An 18530-nucleotide genomic window follows, 5' to 3' on the forward strand; every position below is an offset into this window, starting at 1 on the left:
GTCCTTCCGTGACGCTGCTCGCCGGGCGTGCTCGTCCGGCTGGAGTGCTGGTGTCCCGCTGGTCGCGGGTACTGCCGGACGCGAGCGCCCGGGTCATGCTGGTGTCCCGCTGGTCGCGGTACTGCCGGACGTGAGCGCCCGGGTCATGCTGGTGCCCCGCTGGTGGCGGGTACTGCCGGACGTGAGCGCCCGGGTCATGCTGGTGCCCCGCTGGTGGCGGGTACTGCCGGACGTGAGCGCCCGGGTCATGCTGGTGTCCCGCGGGTGGCGGGACGGGGAGGGCCCCGCTCCCCAGGAGGGGAACGGGGCCCGGATCGGCCGGGGTCAGCCCCGCGGCTTCTCCTTCATCTCGATCGTCTCGATCTCGTCGCCGATCTGGATGTCGTTGAACTTGCCGAGCCCGATTCCGGCCTCGAAGTCCGTGCGGACCTCGGACACGTCGTCCTTGAACCGGCGGAGCGACTCGATGGCCAGGCTGTCGCCCACCACCACGCCGTCGCGGATGACCCGCGCCTTGGCGTTCCTGGTGATGGTGCCCGAGCGCACGATGACACCCGCGATGTTGCCGAACTTGGAGGAGCGGAACACCTCGCGGATCTCGGCGACGCCGGACTGCACCTCCTCGAACTCGGGCTTGAGCATGCCCGTGAGGCTCGACTCGATCTCCTCGAGCGCCGAGTAGATGACGCTGTAAAAGCGGATGTCGACACCCTCTCGGGCCGCGCGGGCGCGGGCCTTCGGGTCGGGGCGGACGTTGAACCCGATGATGATCGCGTTGTCGATCGTCGCCAGGTTGACGTCGCTCTCGGTGACCGCTCCGACGCCGCGGTGGATGATCCGCAGCTGCACGGAGTCGTCCACCTCGATCTTCATGAGCGACTCCTCCAGCGCCTCGACGGCACCGGACACGTCGCCCTTGATGATGAGGTTGAGCGACTCGACCTTGCCCTCCTCCAGCGCACGCGTGAAGTCCTCGAGGCTGATGCGCTTGCGGGCCTTGGCCAGCTGGGCGTTGCGCTCGACGGCCTCGCGCTTCTCGGCGATCTGACGGGCGGTGCGGTCCTCCTCGGTGACGAGGAAGGTGTCGCCCGCGCCGGGGACCGATGAGAGGCCCTGGACCTGGACGGGTCGCGAGGGGTAGGCCTCGTGGACCGCGTCGCCGTTCTCGTCCATCATCGCCCGGACGCGGCCGTAGGCCGTGCCCGCCACGATGGCGTCGCCCACGCGGAGCGTGCCCGACTGGATGAGGACGGTCGCGACCGCACCGCGGCCCTTGTCGAGGCGCGCCTCGATGGCCACGCCGCGCGCGTCCTTGTTCGGGTTGCTGCGCAGGTCGAGCCCGGCGTCGGCGGTGAGCAGGACGGCCTCGAGGAGGTCCTCCACGCCCTTGCCGGTGAGCGCCGACACGTCGACGAACATGACGTCTCCGCCGTACTCCTCGGCGACCAGGCCGTACTCGGTGAGCTGCTGGCGCACCTTGGCGGGGTTGGCCCCCTCCTTGTCGACCTTGTTGACCGCGACCACGATCGGCACGTTCGCCGCCTGGGCATGGTTCAGGGCCTCCACCGTCTGCGGCATGATGCCGTCGTCGGCCGCGACCACGAGGATCGCGATGTCGGTGACCTGCGCACCACGGGTTCGCATGGCGGTGAACGCCTCGTGACCCGGGGTGTCGATGAAGGTGATGGCGCGCTCGTAGCCCTCGTGCGGCGCCCAGACCTGGTACGCGCCGATGTGCTGCGTGATGCCGCCCGCTTCGCCCTCGATGACGTTGGCGTTGCGGATGGCGTCGAGCAGGCGCGTCTTTCCGTGGTCGACGTGGCCCATGACGGTGACGACGGGCGGCCGGATCTCCAGCACGTCGTCGTCCTCGTCCTCGAGCTCCTGGTCGAGGTCGATGTCGAAGCCCTCGAGCAGCTCGCGGTCCTCGTCCTCCGGGGAGACGACCTGGATCTTGTAGCCGAGCTCGGTGCCGAGCACCTCAAAGGTGGCCTCGTCGAGGGACTCGGTCGCCGTGGCCATCTCACCGAGGTGGAACAGCACGGTCACCAGGTTGCCGGGGCTCGCGTCGATCTTGTCGGCGAAGTCCGAGATGGACGCGCCGCGACGCAGGCGGACGACCGTGTTGCCGTCGCCGCGGGGGACGCTGACGCCACCCAGCGACGGGGCCTCGCGCAGCTCGAATTCGGCCCTCTTCGTCCGCTTCGACTTGCGCGACTTGCTCTTGCCGCCGCCGCGCCCGAAGGCACCGGCGGTGCCGCCACCGGGGCCGCGACCACGGCCGCCACCACCGGGACGACCGGCGAAGCCGCCGGCCGGACGCTGGAAGCCACCCGCGGCGGGGGCGCCGGGGCGTCCCGCTCCGCCGGGTGCGCCGCCGGGACGACCCGCACCCGCGGGACGCTGGCCGAAGCCGGCCGGGCGCGCGCCCTGGCCGACGCCGCCGGGACGCGGGGCGCCGGGGCGGGGGGATCCGGGACGGGGAGCGGCCGGACGGGGGCCTGCGGCTCCCGCGGCGGGACGCTGGCCCATGCCCTGGTTGCTCGCGAACGGGTTGTTGCCCGGGCGGGGCTTGGTGCCCATGCCCTGGTTGCTCGCGAAGGGGTTGTTGCCGGGGCGCGGGGCCGCCGGACGCGGGATCCCGGGACGCGGGATGCCGTTGGAGGGCGCGGGGGTGCTGCCGGCGTCCGGGCGCGGGGCGCTCGGGGTCTCGACGGCCGGGGCCTCGGGGGTGGCGGACGCGGCCGACTTCTCGGCCTGCGCCTTCTCCTCCGCGGCGGCCTTGCGGCTCGCCTCGGCCTGCGCCTGGCGCTCGGCGACGGTCAGCGGCTTCGCCGGGACCGGCACGTCGGACGCCTCGGGCGCCTCGACCTCGGGAGCAGCCGTGGGCTGCGGGCCGGGGGTGGGGCGGCCGCCGGGCTTCGGGGCCGACGAACGGGCCCCGGGCCGCGGGGCGGACGATGCCGCGGCGGCGGGAGCCGCCGCCTGTCCGGTGACGCCGGCGGCCTCGAGGGCGGCCTTGAGCTTGCGGGCCACGGGGGGCTCGATGCTCGACGACGGTCCCTTGACGAACTCGCCCATCTCCTTGAGCTTGGCGAGTGCGGTCTTGCTGTCGACGCCGATCTCGGCGGCGATCTCGTGTACGCGTGGTTTAGCCACTGTTCTCCTGTCTGGGGGTCCTCTCCCAGGCAGGAGGGGACCGCTAGTGCTGGACGGGTCTCATTTCGAGCCGCTCATTAGTTGTCCATGTGCCGTTCAGCCTGTTCTCTCGGATGCTCGCGCGCTCGGCTGGGCCGCGAGCCGCTCTCGTAGTCCCCCAAGAGCTGCGGGGTCGAGCGCCGTGTCGCTCCGCAGGGCCCGCCCGAAGGCGCGCCGCGCGATCGCTCTGTCGATGCACTCGATGGTCGGATGGATCCACGCGCCCCTGCCGGCCATCACCGCGCGCTCGTCGATGATGAGGGAGCTGGTGGGGGGATCGGCGACGATCCGCTGGAGAGCGGACCTCGGGGCACGCCGACGACAGCCGACGCACGTTCTTACCGGCTCCATACTACCCCCTCCGTCCGGCGGCGCGGAGGCCGGGTCCCGGCGGGCGGCGCTCAGTCGTCGCCCTCGAGGATCGAGTCGGGCTGGATGTCGATCTTCGCGCCCGTGAGCTTGGCGGCGAGGCGGGCGTTCTGGCCCTCCTTGCCGATGGCGAGCGAGAGCTGGTAGTCGGGCACGAGCGCGCGCACGGCCTTGGTCGCCTGGTCGATGACGAACGAGCTCGTGACCCGGGCGGGCGAGAGCGCGTTGCCGACGAAGACGGGCAGCGACTCGGAGTAGTCGACGATGTCGATCTTCTCGTCGTTCAGCTCCGCCGTGACGGCGCGGACGCGCTGCCCCAGCTCGCCGATGCACGCGCCCTTGGCGTTGATGCCGGGCTCGGTCGCGCGCACCGCGATCTTCGTGCGGTGCCCGGCCTCGCGGGCGAGCGAGACGATCTCGACGAGGCCGGACGCGATCTCCGGCACCTCGAGCGCGAAGAGCTTCCGGACGAGCGACGGGTGCGTGCGCGAGACCGTGATCTGCGGCCCCTTGGCGCCACGGGAGACGCTCGTGACGTAGACGCGCAGGCGCGAGCCGTGCACGTACTTCTCGCCGGGCACCTGCTCCTCGGGCGGGAGAATCGCCTCGATGGTGCCGAGGTCGACGTGGATCATGCGCGGGTTCGGGCCCTGCTGGATGACACCCGCGACGATGTCGCCCTCGCGGCCCTTGAACTCGCCGAGGATGCGGTCGTCGCCGATGTCGCGCAGGCGCTGGTTGATGACCTGCCTGGCGGCGAACGCGGCGATGCGGCCGAAGTCGCTCGGGCTGTCCTCGGACTCGCCGATGACGAGGCCGTCCTCGTCGAGCTCGGGGACGTGCACGGAGACATGGCCGGACTTGCGGTCCAGGTGCACGCGCGCGGGGGGCACCCCGTCGGCGACGGGCTTGGCGTCGGCCTGGTCGGTGTGCTTGAGGTAGGCGGTGAGGATGGCCTGCTCGATGATCGAGACGAGCTCCTCGAACGGGATCTCGCGCTCGCGCTCCATCAGGCGCAAGACGCTCAGGTCGATGTCCACGGTGCGACTCCTCTATTCGGTTGGAAACACTCGAGGCTACCCGACCGGGAGGGGTCGGGCAGCCTCGAGGGCGGTGCGGAGGGGATCAGCGGGCGGCGGTGAGCGCGCCCGCGACGTCGGCGAGCGCGACCGGGGTGCGCTCGTTCGTGCGGCGGTCCCAGAGCTCGGCCATGCCGTCGACGGCGCCGCGGCCGACGATGACGACGGTCGGGACGCCGATGAGCTCGGCGTCGCCGAACTTGACTCCGGGCGACACCTTGGGGCGGTCGTCGAACAGCACGTCGAGGCCCGCGGCGTCGAGCGCGTCGACGAGCTCCTCGGCGGCCGTTCCCACAGCGGGATCCTTGCCGGTCATGACCACGTGCACGTCGAACGGGCTGATGGACGCGGGCCAGAGGAGGCCGCGACCGTCCTGCGTGGCCTCGGCGACGAGCGCGAGGTTGCGCGTGATGCCGATGCCGTACGAGCCCATCGTGACGGTGACGAGCTTGCCGTTCTCGTCGAGCACCTTGAGGCCGAGGGCCTCCGCGTACTTCCGGCCGAGCTCGAAGACGTGGCCGATCTCGGTGCCGCGCGCGGTGCTGATGGGGCCGGATCCGTCGGGCGCGGGATCGCCGTCGCGCACGTCGGCCGCCTCCACCACGCCGTCGGGCGTGAAGTCGCGGCCGGCGACGAGCGAGAGCACATGCTTCCCGGCGACGTTGGCGCCCGTGATCCACGAGCTGCCGTCGACGACGCGGGGGTCGACGACGTAGCGCACCTTCGTGCTGGACGTGGATCCGAGCACGGGGCCCTCGGGCGACCACGGGCCGATGTAGCCCTTCACGAGACCAGGGTTCTTGGCGAGGTCGCCGTCGTTCGCGGCCTCGACCTCGGCGGGGAAGAAGGCCACCTCGGCGCGCTTGAGGTCGATGTCGCGGTCGCCGGGGATCCCGACGACGACGAGCTCGCGCGTGCCGTCGAGGTGGGTGAGCGCGAGCACGATGTTCTTCAGCGTGTCGGCGGCGGTCCAGGCGCGGCCGTCCTCGCGCGGCTCGCGGGCGTTCGCGAGGTCGACGAGGGTCTGAATGGTGGGGGTGTCGGGCGAGTCGAAGACGCGCGCGGCGGGCTGGCCCTCGATGGGGATCGACTCGGGCACGAGCGTCGTGAACGCCTCGACGTTGGCCGCGTAGCCGCCGGGCGAGCGAACGAAGGTGTCCTCGCCGATGGGCGTGGGGTGCAGGAACTCCTCGCTCTTGGACCCGCCCATGGCGCCCGCGTCGGCCGCGACGATGACGTACTCGAGGCCGAGGCGCTGGAAGATCCGCTCGTAGGCGTCGCGCTGGGCCTGGTAGCTGACGGCGAGGCCGGCGTCGGTGTGGTCGAAGGAGTAGGCGTCCTTCATCGTGAACTCGCGACCGCGGAGGATGCCGGCGCGGGGGCGGGCCTCGTCGCGGTACTTGTCCTGGATCTGGTAGATCGACAGGGGCAGGTCCTTATAGCTGGAGTAGAGGTCCTTCACGAGCAGCGCGAAGAACTCCTCGTGCGTGGGCGCGAGCACCATGGGCGCGCGCTTGCGGTCCTCGAGGCGGAACATGCCGGGGCCGTACTCGTCGTAGCGGCCGGTGGCCTGGTACGGCTCGGCGGGCAGGAGCGCGGGGAAGTGCACCTCCTGGGCGCCGATGCGCTCCATCTCCTCGCGGACGATGGCCTCCACCTTGTTCTTGACCCGGAGGCCGAGCGGCAGCCAGGCGAAGATGCCGGGGGCCTGGCGGCGGATGTAGCCGGCGCGCACGAGGAGGCGGTGGCTGGCCACCTCGGCGTCGACGGGGTCTTCCCGGAGGGTGCGGACGAAGAGCTTAGAGAGGCGTGTGGACACCGGATCAGCCTAGCGATCCGCCCGGGTCGGCTCAGCGCGCGGCGGGGCGCTCGGCCGCGTACGCGAGGCGGAGGCGCGCGAAGCCCTCGTCGAGGGAGACGGCCGGGGTCCAGCCGAGCGCGCGGCGGGTCTCGCGCTGGTCGAACCAGTGCGCGGTGGAGAGCTGCTCGGCGAGGAAGCGGGTCATGGGCGGCTCGTCGGATCCGGGGCGCACGGCCCAGACGCGCTCGACCGCTCCCCCGGCGGCTCGGGCGAGGGCGGCGGGCACGCGGATCCGCGGCGCGGGCACCCCGGCGGCGCGGCACATGCCCGCGAGCAGCTCGGCGACCGGACGCGGCTCGCCGTTGGTGACGACGTAGGCGCGTCCGTGCGCGGTGTCGGCCGCGTCGAGCGCGGCGACGATGGCGTCGGCGGCGTTGTCGCGGTAGACGGTGTCGATGAGGGCGGCGCCGTGGCCGAGGAGCGGGAGGCGCCCGCGAGAAGCGCGGTCGACGATGCGCGCGACGAGCTGCGTGTCGCCCGGGCCCCAGACGAGGTGCGGGCGCACGGCGAGCACGCGCATCGCGGGGTCGTCGGAGGCCAGCGCGATGAGCTCGCCCTCGGCCTTGGTGCGGGCGTAGTCGCCGCGCGCGCGGACGGGATCCGCGGGGCCTGCGCCGTCGCCCGTGATGGAGAGGCCCGTGTGCGCGACCGACGGCGAGGAGACGTGGACGAAGCGCGTGACGCCTGCCGCGCGCGCCGCCTGGAGGAGCCCGCGCGTGCCCTCGACGTTGACGGCGCGGAAGTCGGCCGGATCCCCCGCGAGCGAGACCTTGGCGGCGAGGTGCACGACGGCGTCGACGCCCGCGACCGCGCGGAGGACGGCGGCGGGGTCGGTGACGCTGCCGCGGAGGTCGACGACGGAGCCCGGCACCGGATCCGTGCCGCTCGACGCGAGCCCGGACGGCTGGCGCTGGAAGGTGCGGACGGCGTGGCCCGCGGCGGCGAGGCGCTCGGCGACGGCGCGGCCGAGCATCCCGCTCGCGCCCGTGACGAGGACGATCACGGCGCGCTCACCCGGCCGCCCGAGAGGATCCCGGCGGCCCAGCGGCCGAGGCGCGCGCGGTCGACCTTGGAGTTGTGCCGCACGTCGGTCGGCAGGACCGGGACGACGATCACCGCGGCGACGGGGTGGCCGACGGCGGCGCGCACCGCGGTGGCGAGGTCCGGATCCGCGAGGCCGACCCGGCGCGCGGTCGGCACGGTCTCGACGACGAGCACCAGCTGCTGCACGCCGGCCGGCCCGACGCCCACGGCAGCGGCGCGGCCGACGCCCGGGGCGGACTCGGCGCGCTGCTCGGGGCCGACGGGCGTGAGCACGCCGTCGGCCGTCGTGATCACGTGCGGCAGGCGGCCCTCGACCCAGAGCGCGCCCGTGGCGTCGAGGTGGCCGACGTCGCCCGTGCGGTGGCGGCGGATCCCGTCGTCCGAGTCGCGGCGGGCCGCCCGGTCGGTGACGTGGAGGCGGTCGTAGCGGTCGTGGACGTGCGGCGCGGCGGCGACGATCTCGCCCGTGACGCCGGGCTCCGCGGTGAGCGCGCCCGTCGCGGCGCCGTCGGCGTCGAGCGGGCTGATGCGGATGGCGACGGGGTCGACGGGGGCGCCGACGCAGACGCCGGCGTCGCCGCGGAGGGCCGCCTGGCGGATCCCCTCGAGCGTCACGTCGGTAAGGAGCAGCCCCTCGGTCATGCCGTAGGGCGTGTGCACCTCGGCGGCCGGCACGAGCGCGGCGGCGCGCGTGAGCAGGGCCTCCGAGAGCGGCGCCCCGGCGGAGAGCAGCGAGCGGACGCGGCCGAGCGCGGCGCGGTCGTCGGAGGTGAGCGCGTCCTCGGTCGCCACGACGTTGGCGAGAGCGGCGGGTGACGCGAAGACGACCGTGGCATCGGCGGCACGGGCCGCGGCAGCGAGGGCGGATGCGGTGAGGTCGTGCGGCCGGGTCACGTCCATGTCGGGCGTGACGCTCGTGGCGCCGAGCGCGGGGCCGAGCAGGGCGAACGGCGCGAATCCGGCGACGAGACCGGTGCCGACGCCCACGTCGAAGCGGCCGCCGAGCATGTCCCGGAGGGCGGCGAGCTGGCGGTGCGTGTACACGACGCCCTTCGCGGGGCCGGTGGATCCCGAGGTGAAGAGGATCGCGGCGTCGTCGTCGGCCGCGGGCTCCGGCGGCAGGACCTGCGCCCGGCCGTCGCGGGCGATCTCCGGCAGGCTCGCGGCGACGCCGAGCGCGCGGGCGACGGGCGGCGCGAGCGTGGTGACGGAGATCCGCTCGCCCGGCCAGCCGAGGGCCCGCGCGAGGGCGAGGCCCGCGGGGATCCCGACGACCATGTCGGGGCGGGATCCGGCGACCGCGCGCCCGAGGCCCTTCGCGCCGAGGCCCGCGTCGGCGACCACCACGATCGCGCCGATGCGGAGGCACGCGTAGAGGAGGGCCGTGAGGTCGGCGCCGGGCGGCACGAGCAGGGAGACCCGGTCGCCCGCGCGGAGCCCGCGGGCATGGAGGCCCGCCGCGATCTCGCGGACGCGGCGCGACAGCAGGCGCCAGGAGACGGTGCGCGGCGAGCCGCCGCCGCGCGGGGCCATCTCCACGAGCACGGGGTCGTCGCTGTCGCGCAGCTCCTCGAGCAGCGCGCCGAGCGAGCGGACGGGCGCGGCGTCGGCGACAGCGGGGACGGCAGGCGCGGCGGCGGCGGGTGCCGACCCCGGCGCGACCCGATCCGCCAGCCAGTCGAGCGCAGCGGAGGCGTAGTCGTGGTCCTCGGTGACGAGGTGCCCGGCGCCCTCGACACGGTGCACGTCGGCGTGCGGCAGGCGCTCGAGGAGGTCGGAGAGGTACACGTCGCTGAAGATCGGGTCCCGCGGGCCCCAGACGAACAGGGCGGGCAGGTCGAGGTCGCGCAGCCCCTCCGCGATGGAGGTCAGGGTCGCGTGGCTCGGGTGCGCGGGGCCCACCGGGATGTCGGCGACGAAGCCGCGGATCCCGGCGCGGCGGGACGCCCCGCGGTACGGCGCCGCGAACGCGCGACGCACGGTCGGGTCGAGCGGCGGGTGCGCGAGGGCGAGCGTGGTGGCGAGGAAGCCAGGGGTGCCGCGCGTGGCGGCATCGTGGATCCCCGTGGCGAGCGCCAGGCGCAGCGGCCACGGGATGGGCACGCCCTCCTCCTGGTGCACGGCCGTGTTGAGCGCCATGACGCCCGCGAGCACGTCGCGGTTGCGGAGCGCCCAGCCGAGGCTGACGACGCCGCCCCAGTCGTGGCCGAGGGTGACCACGGGCCCGGTCGCGCCGGATCCGCTGAGCCCCAGCTCGTCGGTGAGCGCCTGCAGGTCGGCGAGCCTTGTCGGCAGCGTGCGCGCGACGCCCGTGCGCTCGGAGAAGCCCATGTCGAGCTGGTCGACGGCGACCACGCGCCAGGCCGGCCGCGACGGATCTCGCTCGGCACGCGCCAGCGACTCCGCCGCGATGCGACGCCACAGGTACGACCACGTGGGGTTGCCGTGGACGCAGAGGATCGTGCCGGCGACGGGCGCACCCGTGGCCGCGAGCCGCTCCCCTGTGTCGAGCAGGTGCCAGCCGTGGCCGCCCGCGCGCACGACGCGCGACCAGGCCGGGTGGAGTCCGGGCAGCGGCTGGCCGTCGGGGCCTGCCACGGGGACGGTCGCCGGGGCGACCGCGGCCGATGCGCTCACGCCGCGGCTACCAGAGGATCTCGGTCATGGCCGTGTTGAGGCCCGAGCCCACGCCCATGCAGAGCACGCGGTCGCCGCGGCTCAGGCTGTCGGCCTGGTCGGCGAGCGTGATGGGGATGCTCGCGGGCCCGACGTTGCCGTAGCGCGGGTACGTCAGCGGCACGCGCGACTTGTCGAGCTTCGCGGCCTTGACGATGGCGCTGGTGTGCACGTCCGACACCTGGTGGAGGATGTAGCGATCCATGTCCGACCACTCCCAGTCGTCCTGGGCGGCTTCCTTCCACGCGTCGACGACGAGCTCCATGCCGCCGCGGAGGAGCTCCTTGGTGTCGGTGAACATGCCGTCCACGTCGCCGATGCAGAGCTCGTGGTGCTGGGTGGCCGCGCGCGTGACGCCGCCGAGGATCCGGTGCCCCTCCGGGTGGTCGCTCGTGCGCCCGAGGACGGCCGCCGCGGCGCCGGCGCCGAGCGTGAGGCTGGGGAACTCGCTGAGGAAGTCGGCGCGCGTGGTCTCCGGGCGGAGCAGGCGCGCGACCGTGTTGTGGCGGATCTCGCCGGCGTCCTCGCCGTCGACGATCATCGCGTAGTCGATCTGGCCCGAGTCGATGAGGTGGCCCGCGAGCGTCATCGCGTTGACGAAGCCGAGGCACGCGTTGGCGATGTCGAAGTTGAGGGCCGACGACGGCAGCCCGAGCCCGTTGTGGATGCTGACCGCGACACTCGGCTCGAGGTGCGCCCGCGTGACCGAGGTGTTGATGAGCAGCCCGATCTGCGACGGCTCGATGCCCGCCTGCGCGAGCGCCTTGCGTCCGGCCTCGGTGGCGGCCGCGTCGAACGACATCGACGCGTCCCAGTTGCGGCGCTCGAGCACGCCGGCGACGCGCTGCAGGAGACCGGTGGGGAGGCGGAGCCGGGACAGCACGGGCTTCAGCCGGTCGTCGATCTCGACCGACGTCACGGTGTGGGGCGCGAGGACGCTGGCGAGGCCGAGCAGGGAGGTGTTCCGATGCCGGAAAGTGGCGTTACCGTTCAACAGCATCCTCAGTTCGTGGGGCAGTCCGCCGGGCGGACGACTTCGAGAGCCTACGCCGGGCCGGCGCGCGCGGATGCACGGCCGCCACCCGGGGCGGGAAGGGAGTAGGGGTCTAGACCAGGATCTCGGGGCTTCCGATGGATCCGGCGGGCATCTCCGCGGCGAGGCGGTTGGCCTCCTCGATGAGGGTCTGGACGATCTCGGACTCGGGGACGGTCTTGATGACCTCGCCCTTGACGAAGATCTGCCCGCGGCCGTTGCCGGACGCGACGCCGAGCTCGGCCTCGCGGGCCTCGCCGGGACCGTTCACGACGCAGCCCATGACGGCCACGCGCAGCGGCACGTTGACGTGCTTGAGGCCCTCGGTGACCTGCTCGGCGAGCGAGTACACGTCGACCTGGGCGCGGCCGCAGCTCGGGCAGGAGACGATCTCGAGCTTGCGCTCGCGGAGGTTGAGGGACTGCAGGATCTGCAGGCCCACCTTCACCTCCTCGGCCGGCGGCGCGGAGAGGGAGACGCGGATGGTGTCGCCGATCCCCTCGGAGAGCAGGATCCCGAACGCCGTGGCGCTCTTGATGGTGCCCTGGAACGCGGGGCCGGCCTCGGTGACGCCGAGGTGCAGCGGCCAGTCGCCGCGCTCGGCGAGGAGGCGGTAGGCCTTCACCATGATGACGGGGTCGTTGTGCTTGACCGAGATCTTGAAGTCGTGGAAGTCGTGCTCCTCGAAGAGGCTGGCCTCCCACACGGCGGACTCGACGAGCGCCTCGGGCGTGGCCTTGCCGTACTTCTGCAGCAGGCTCGGGTGCAGGGATCCGGCGTTGACGCCGATGCGGATCGAGGTGCCCGCGGCCTTGGCGGCCTTCGCGATGGCGCCGACCTGGTCGTCGAACTTGCGGATGTTGCCGGGGTTCACGCGCACCGCGCCGACGCCGGCGTCGATGGCCGTGAAGACGTAGCGAGGCTGGAAGTGGATGTCCGCGATGATCGGGATCTGGCTCTTCTTCGCCAGGATGTGCAGCACGTCCGCGTCGTCCTGGTGGGGCACCGCCACGCGCACGATGTCGCAGCCGGTGGCCGTGAGCTCGGCGATCTGCTGGAGCGTCGCGTTGATGTTGGTCGTCTGCGTGGTCGTCATCGACTGGACGCTGACCTGGGCGTTGCCGCCCACCTTCACCTTGCCGACGCTGATCTGACGGGTCTTGCGGCGGGGCGCGAGGACCTCAGGGACCTTCGGCATTCCGAGATTGACTGCTGGCACGGGAAGAGCCTACGTCCGATTCCTGCGCGCCCGGTGCGTCGGGGGCGCGCGGCCCCGCTGTCGCGGGCCGGCCCCGCATCAGGCGCTGGGCGATGTCAGGTCAGCCGGACCGGGTTCACCAGGTCGGCGAAGATCAGCAGCGCGCTCATGGCGCCGAACACGATCACGACCACGAAGGTCAGCGGCATGAGCTTCGCGACGTCGACGGGCCCCGGATCGCGCCGACCGAACAGCCGGGCGAAGAAGCGGCGGACGCCCTCCACGATCGCGCCGAGCACGTGCCCGCCGTCCAGCGGGAGGAGCGGCAGGAGGTTGATCATGCCGAGCGCCACGTTGAGCGACGCCACGAGGCCGATCATGGCGGAGGCGCGCGAGGCGACGGGCGTCTCGTCGAGGCTGGCGATCTCGCCCGCGACGCGGCCGACGCCCACGACGCTCATGGGGCCGTTCGGGTCGCGCTCGCCGCCGCCGAAGGCCGCGCGGCCGACGTCGACCAGGCGCTGCGGGAGGTTGAGGATCAGGTTGCCGACCGCGGCCATGTTCTCGCCCGTGGTGGTGAACGCGGCCGAGAGCGGCTGCTGCTGCACGGCCTGCGTGGGGCTGAAGCCGATGAGGCCGACCTCGCGGGTTACCGGGTTCCCCTGCTCGTCGACCTCGGGGGCGCCGCGGGATCCGGGGACGGCCTGCTCCGAGAGGACGGGCGTGATGGCCAGCGTCTGCTGCGCGCCGTCGCGCTCCACGACGACGTCGAGCTCCTTCCCGGCGGAGGCCTGGACCGTGCTCGTGACCTGGTCCCACGCCGTGACCGGCGAGCCGTCGATGCTGACGATCGTGTCGCCGGGCTGGAGGCCGGCCGCCGCGCCGGGCGCCTCGGGAGCGCCGGCGGGGCAGGTGGCGGCGTCGGCCGACGCGGTGGATCCGGCGGGCACGATGCACGCGTTCACCTGGCCGACCGTCGTGGTGGGCGTCGTGACGCCGAAGCCGCAGAGCACCACCGCGAACAGCAGGATCGCGAGCAGGAAGTTCATGGCCGGCCCGCCGAGCATGATCACCATGCGCTTCGGCACGGACAGCTTGTAGAAGGCGCGGTCCTCCTCGTCGCCGACGCTCTCGGCGCTGGCCTGCCGGGCGTCCTGCACGAGGAGGTCGAAGAAGCCGCGGCCGGCGCGGTCGTCGGCGTCGGGGGCGGCCGGGGACCCGGCGTCGGCGGCGCCGCGGCGGGAGTCGGGCCCGACGAGCTGCGCGATCCCCGTGCTGCTCGTGCCGGCCCGGGAGCTCTGCGGCGGGAACATGCCGATCATGGAGATGTAGCCGCCGAGCGGGATGGCCTTCACGCCGTACTCGGTCTCGCCCTTGCGGCGGCTGAAGATCGTCGGCCCGAAGCCGATCATGTACTGCGTGACGCGCACGCCGAAGAGCTTCGCGGGCACCAGGTGACCGACCTCGTGGAGGCCGATGGACACGGCGACGCCGACCACGATGATGAGCACCCCGAGGATGTAGAGGAAGACGCCGTCCATGGTGGGAGAGGCTACCTCCCGCACCCTGGGCGGACGCCGCCGTGGCGCGGATCCGCAGGCTGGCCGCCGACCGCGCCGGGCGGGTGCCGCCCAGGAGCCCCGGGCTATTCTGGGGGACCGTGACGAGAGGTGCGCCCATGCCCGGAGAACGGCCCGACCCACTCGCCGGCACGCTGCTGGCCGGTCGCTACCGCATCAGCGGACTGCTCGGACGCGGCGGCATGGCCACCGTGTACCGCGCCGCCGACGAGATCCTCGGCCGCGAGGTCGCGGTCAAGGTCTTCGCGACCGACTCCGCCGACCCGGGCGAGGTCGAGCGCCAGGAGGGCGAGGTGCGCATGCTCGCGGGCCTCAGCCACCCGGGCCTCGTGACACTGTTCGACGTGGGCGACGACGTCGTCGGCGACCGCGTGCTCGCGTTCATCGTGATGGAGATCGTCGACGGCACCACGCTCGCCGACCGCATGAAGGAGGGGCCGCTGCCCGGGCCCGAGGTCGCGCGCATCGGCGGGATCCTCGCCGACGCGCTCGGCTACATCCACCGCCGCGGGGTCGTGCACCGCGACGTGAAGCCCGCCAACGTGCTGCTGGCCCAGGCGGAGGACGACGAGCCGGCCGTCGCCAAGCTCACCGACTTCGGGATCGCGCGCCTCGTGGACGGCACGCGGCTCACCTCGACCGGATCCATCATCGGCACCGTCAGCTACCTCAGCCCCGAGCAGGCGCTCGGCGAGGAGGTGGGCGCGCCGACCGACGTGTACGCGCTCGGCCTCGTGCTCCTCGAGTGCCTCACCGGCCGCCGCACCTTCCCCGGCACGGCCGCGGAGTCGACCATGGCGCGCGTGGTGCGCGACCCCGAGATCCCCGCCCGGCTCGGTGCCTCGTGGGTGGACCTCCTCTCCCGCATGACCCGGCGCGATCCCGAGACCCGGCCGACCGCGCGCGAGGTCGCCGCGGAGCTGCGGACCGGACGCGCGCCCGCCTCCGCCGTGGGCGAGCCGACCGCGACGTCGACGCGCGTGATGCCCGCCGCGGCAGCTGCTGCCGGGTACGGCGCGGCGGCGGCTGCGCCGGCCGCGGATCCGGACGCCCGGACCGAGCGGTTCGCCGCCGCGCCGACGACGCCTGCCCCGCGCGGCGAGGACCCCACGGCCAGGACCTCGCCGTCCGGTGCCCGTCCCCCGGCGGATCGCGCCCCGGCCAAGCGCCGCGGCAGCCGGGCGCTCAGCATCGCCGTCGTCTCCGTGCTGATCGCCGCTGCCGCCGTCGTGGGCGTCGTGACCGTCAACGCCATGCAGACCCACGACACCTCGTACCCGTCCGTCCCCGGACCCCTCGGGGCCAGCCTCGAGGAGCTGCAGAAGAGCGTGGAGGACGCCCCGTGATCCGCACATCGACCCGCCCGATCCCCGGCACCCCGCGATCCGCCGTGACTCCCGACCGGCGCTCGCTCCGCGGGCGTGCCGTCGTGGGCCTCGCGGCCGCGACCACGGCCGTGCTCCTGCTCGCGGGCTGCGCGGGATCGTCGACGCCGGAGGACCGCGCGCTCGACGACCTCCAGCAGCGCACGCAGTCCGTCACCCGGTCGTCCGCGGACGGGGACTACGCCAAGGCGCTCGCCCAGCTCGAGGAGCTGCGCGCTGCCGTCGAGGCGGACCTCGCGGACGGGTCCATCGACCAGGCGCGGCGCGACGAGATCATCGCGCGCATCGACGCGGTGCGGGCGCAGCTCGAGGCCGCCCGGGATGCGGCGAAGGCCACGCCGACGCCCACTCCCTCGCCGTCCACGAGCCCCTCGCCGTCGCCCACCCCCTCACGGACGCCGACGCCCTCTCCCACGCCCAGCCCGACCCGCACGGCGACGCCCCCGGCCCCGGCCACCCCGAGCCCGGCACCGGGCGACGATGGTGGTGGGTCGGGAGGGAACGGCGGCGGCAACGGGAACGGCGGCGGCGGCGGCAACGGGAACGGGATCGGCAACGGCAACGGCAACGGGAACGGCAACGGCAACGGGAACGGCGGAGCCGGGAACCCGGGGAACGGGAACGGGGACGGCTGAGGCCGGCCTGCCCGGATCGCCAGCCGACCTGCGGCACCGCGTCCGCGGTGGCACCGCGCCAGCGGTGGCCGGCTCCGGCTGCGGTCCGGCGGGCGGCGGCGGCCCGACGGGCGGCAACGGCGGTCCAGCGGGCGGCGGCCCGACGGGCGGCAACGGCCGGGCGGCGGTCCTTCCTGCCGGTGGTCCGGCCGGGTCGGTCAGACCCCGAGCACCCGGTCGGCCTCGGCGCGCGTCCAGCGCTCCGCCTCGGCCAGCGACTCGCGCGTGAGGGGGCCAGACGCCGGCTCGTGGGCGTCGACGACGCGACGGATGGTGTCCACGATGTCGAGGAAGCCCGCCCGACCCGCGTGGAACGCCTGCACGGCCTGCTCGTTCGCCGCGTTGTAGACGGCCGGGTACGTGGATCCGGCCGTGCCGACCTGCTTGGCGAGCAGCACGGCAGGGAACGCCTCGTCGTCGAGCGGTTCGAAGGTCCACGTCGCGGCGCGGGTCCAGTCGATGGGCACGCCGACGTCGTGCATGCGGTGCGGCCAGTTCAGGCCGAGGGCGATGGGGAGGCGCATGTCCGGCGGGGACGCCTGGGCGAGCGTCGACCCGTCGATGAACTCCACCATGGAGTGCACGAGCGACTGCGGGTGCACGACGACGTCGATGCGCTCGTAGGGCACGTCGAACAGCAGGTGCGCCTCGATGACCTCGAGGCCCTTGTTGACGAGCGTCGACGAGTTCGTGGTGATGACGAGGCCCATGTCCCACGTGGGGTGCGCGAGCGCCTCGCGCGGGGTCACGTGCTCCAGCTCGGCGCGCGAGCGACCGCGGAAGGGACCGCCGGACGCCGTGACGACGAGGCGCCTGACCTCCTCGGCCGTCCCCCCGCGGAGCGCCTGCGCGATGGCGGAGTGCTCCGAGTCGACGGGGACCAGCTGCCCGGGCGCCGCGAGACCGCGGACCAGCTCACCGCCGACGATGAGCGACTCCTTGTTGGCGAGGGCGAGGGTGCGGCCCTCCTCCAGCGCGGCGAGCGTGGGACCGAGCCCCACGGATCCGGTGATGCCGTTGAGCACGACGTCGGCGTCGACCGAGCGGATGAGCTGCTCCGCCTCGTCGGCGCCGAGGGCCGTGTGCTCGACGCCCGCGGCGCGCGCCTGCTCGGCGAGCGCCTCGCGCTGGGTGCCGGCGCCGAGCCCCACCACCTCGAAGAGCTCCGGGTGCCGCGCGACGACCTCGAGGGCCTGCACGCCGATGGAGCCCGTGGATCCGAGGACGATGACGCGGCGCACGGCTGCTCCTACTGGCCTGCGGCGGCGGGCTGGGTGCCGAGGATGTCGACCACGAACACGATGGTGTCGCTGCCGCCGATGTCCTCCCCGGAGCCCTTCTCGCCGTAGCCGTCGGCCGGCGGGATGATCGCGATGACCTGCGAGCCGACCTTCTGGCCGACGAGCGCCTTCGTGAAGCCGGGGATGACCTGCGACGTGACGAAGGTGGCGGACTGGCCGCGGTCCCAGCTGGAGTCGAAGACCTTCTTGGTGTTCCAGTTGATGCCCGTGTACTGCACGGTGACGCTCGCGCCGTCGGTGACCTCGGCGCCGTCGCCGACCTTGAGGTTCGCGATCTTCGTCTCCGTCGGCGGGGCGGCGTCCGGGATGGTGATGGTGGGGGCGCCGTTGTCCGCCAGCGTGACCGCCGGGAAGCCCTCGGGCGCGGGCTGGTCGACGCCGTCGGCGCGCGTGGCGGCCTGGCTGAGCACGTCGACCACGATGACGATCGGGTCGTCGGCGCCGAGGCCGAGCGTCGTGGCCTGCTCGGCGGCGAAGCCGTCGGCCGCGGGGACCACCGCGACGATGCGGGATCCGACCGTGGTGCACTCGACCGCGCGGACGACGCCGGGGACCAGCGCGCCGTCGTTCATGGTGGCGGGCAGCGGCGAGTCGGCGTTGTAGGCGAGCTGCGAGATCGCCTCGCCGGTCTTCCCGTTGTAGGCCGCGAGCGCGATGTTCGCGGTGGCGCCGGCCGCGATCTCCGCGCCGTCGCCCTCGGTGACGACCGTGCGCTCTGTCGTGTCGACCGTGAGCGGGGCGTCGACAGTGACCTCGGGGGCCTTCCCGAAGTCGCCGGAGACCTTGACCGACTTCGACGCGTCGCCCGACGGGGTGTCGATGCAGGAGGCCCCCGCGGTGCGCGCGCCGGCCGTCGGGCTCGCCGACGGGTCCGCGTTCGGCGTGCCGCTGCCGGAGCAGGCGGACAGGGCCAGGACGGCGGCCGCGGCCAGGGTGAGGGGGATGCGTCGCTTCACGTGAGTCGCTTTCATCGGCGCGCCGGACGCACCAGGTAGGTGGGAGGGACTCGCACAGTCTGCCCGACCCGGCCGGGGAGCGCCTGACAGGGGCGCGAGGCGGGCACCGGGATCCGGGCAGGTGGACGCTGGGGAGGAGCGCCGGTAAGGCGCGGAAGAGGACGTGGGAAGGCGCG

13 protein-coding genes are annotated in these 18530 nt (G+C 73.8%); 2 read left to right on the forward strand and 11 right to left on the reverse strand.

Going from position 1 to position 18530, the window contains the following annotated elements:
• Positions 1 to 324: 324 nt before the first annotated feature.
• From infB to CMS_RS09185, 9 genes are all read right to left on the reverse strand, one after another.
• Positions 325 to 3159, reverse strand: coding sequence for a translation initiation factor IF-2 (infB, locus tag CMS_RS09145; RefSeq protein WP_012299187.1), 2835 nt, complete (start codon positions 3157 to 3159; stop codon positions 325 to 327).
• 96 nt (positions 3160 to 3255) lie between these two features.
• The gene (locus CMS_RS09150; RefSeq protein WP_041464573.1) at positions 3256 to 3549 is read right to left on the reverse strand and encodes a YlxR family protein; all 294 of its coding nucleotides are present in this window, start codon (positions 3547 to 3549) and stop codon (positions 3256 to 3258) included.
• Positions 3550 to 3599: 50 nt separating this feature from the next.
• Positions 3600 to 4607, reverse strand: coding sequence for a transcription termination factor NusA (nusA, locus tag CMS_RS09155; RefSeq protein ID WP_012299188.1), 1008 nt, complete (start codon positions 4605 to 4607; stop codon positions 3600 to 3602).
• Between the two features lie 85 nt (positions 4608 to 4692).
• Positions 4693 to 6465: a proline--tRNA ligase gene (locus CMS_RS09160; RefSeq protein ID WP_012299189.1), complete on the reverse strand. Its 1773-nt coding sequence runs from the start codon at positions 6463 to 6465 to the stop codon at positions 4693 to 4695.
• Positions 6466 to 6496: 31 nt separating this feature from the next.
• Positions 6497 to 7510, reverse strand: coding sequence for an NAD-dependent epimerase/dehydratase family protein (locus CMS_RS09165; protein WP_012299190.1), 1014 nt, complete (start codon positions 7508 to 7510; stop codon positions 6497 to 6499).
• The gene (locus CMS_RS09170; RefSeq protein ID WP_041464574.1) at positions 7507 to 10188 is read right to left on the reverse strand and encodes an alpha/beta fold hydrolase; all 2682 of its coding nucleotides are present in this window, start codon (positions 10186 to 10188) and stop codon (positions 7507 to 7509) included. The genes CMS_RS09165 and CMS_RS09170 overlap by 4 nt, the downstream gene beginning before the upstream one ends.
• Before the next feature lie 7 nt (positions 10189 to 10195).
• Positions 10196 to 11227, reverse strand: a complete 1032-nt coding sequence (locus CMS_RS09175; protein WP_012299192.1) for a 3-oxoacyl-ACP synthase III — start codon at positions 11225 to 11227, stop codon at positions 10196 to 10198.
• A 106-nt stretch (positions 11228 to 11333) separates the two neighbouring features.
• On the reverse strand, positions 11334 to 12479 hold the full coding sequence (gene ispG / locus CMS_RS09180) for a flavodoxin-dependent (E)-4-hydroxy-3-methylbut-2-enyl-diphosphate synthase (RefSeq protein WP_012299193.1): 1146 nt from the start codon (positions 12477 to 12479) through the stop codon (positions 11334 to 11336).
• A gap of 95 nt (positions 12480 to 12574) precedes the next feature.
• Positions 12575 to 13999 (reverse strand): M50 family metallopeptidase, encoded by a 1425-nt coding sequence (locus CMS_RS09185; protein ID WP_174270082.1) that lies wholly within the window; start codon positions 13997 to 13999, stop codon positions 12575 to 12577.
• Positions 14000 to 14136: 137 nt separating this feature from the next.
• Between CMS_RS09185 and CMS_RS09190 the strand changes: the two genes are divergently transcribed.
• On the forward strand, positions 14137 to 15384 hold the full coding sequence (locus CMS_RS09190; RefSeq protein ID WP_041464576.1) for a serine/threonine-protein kinase: 1248 nt from the start codon (positions 14137 to 14139) through the stop codon (positions 15382 to 15384).
• Positions 15381 to 16058, forward strand: a complete 678-nt coding sequence (locus CMS_RS09195; RefSeq protein ID WP_041464577.1) for a hypothetical protein — start codon at positions 15381 to 15383, stop codon at positions 16056 to 16058. The genes CMS_RS09190 and CMS_RS09195 overlap by 4 nt, the downstream gene beginning before the upstream one ends.
• A 197-nt stretch (positions 16059 to 16255) precedes the next feature.
• Here CMS_RS09195 and CMS_RS09200 read toward each other — a convergent pair whose 3' ends face one another.
• Together CMS_RS09200 and CMS_RS09205 are read right to left on the reverse strand one after the other, a co-directional pair.
• Positions 16256 to 17338 carry a 1-deoxy-D-xylulose-5-phosphate reductoisomerase gene (locus CMS_RS09200; protein WP_012299197.1) on the reverse strand — a complete coding sequence of 361 codons (1083 nt, stop codon included), beginning with the start codon at positions 17336 to 17338 and terminating at the stop codon, positions 16256 to 16258.
• 8 nt (positions 17339 to 17346) lie between these two features.
• Positions 17347 to 18354 (reverse strand): FKBP-type peptidyl-prolyl cis-trans isomerase, encoded by a 1008-nt coding sequence (locus CMS_RS09205; protein WP_223842617.1) that lies wholly within the window; start codon positions 18352 to 18354, stop codon positions 17347 to 17349.
• Between the last annotated feature and the right edge of the window lie 176 nt (positions 18355 to 18530).

The sequence above is a fragment of the Clavibacter sepedonicus genome (assembly GCF_000069225.1).
GTDB classification, from domain to species: domain Bacteria; phylum Actinomycetota; class Actinomycetes; order Actinomycetales; family Microbacteriaceae; genus Clavibacter; species Clavibacter sepedonicus.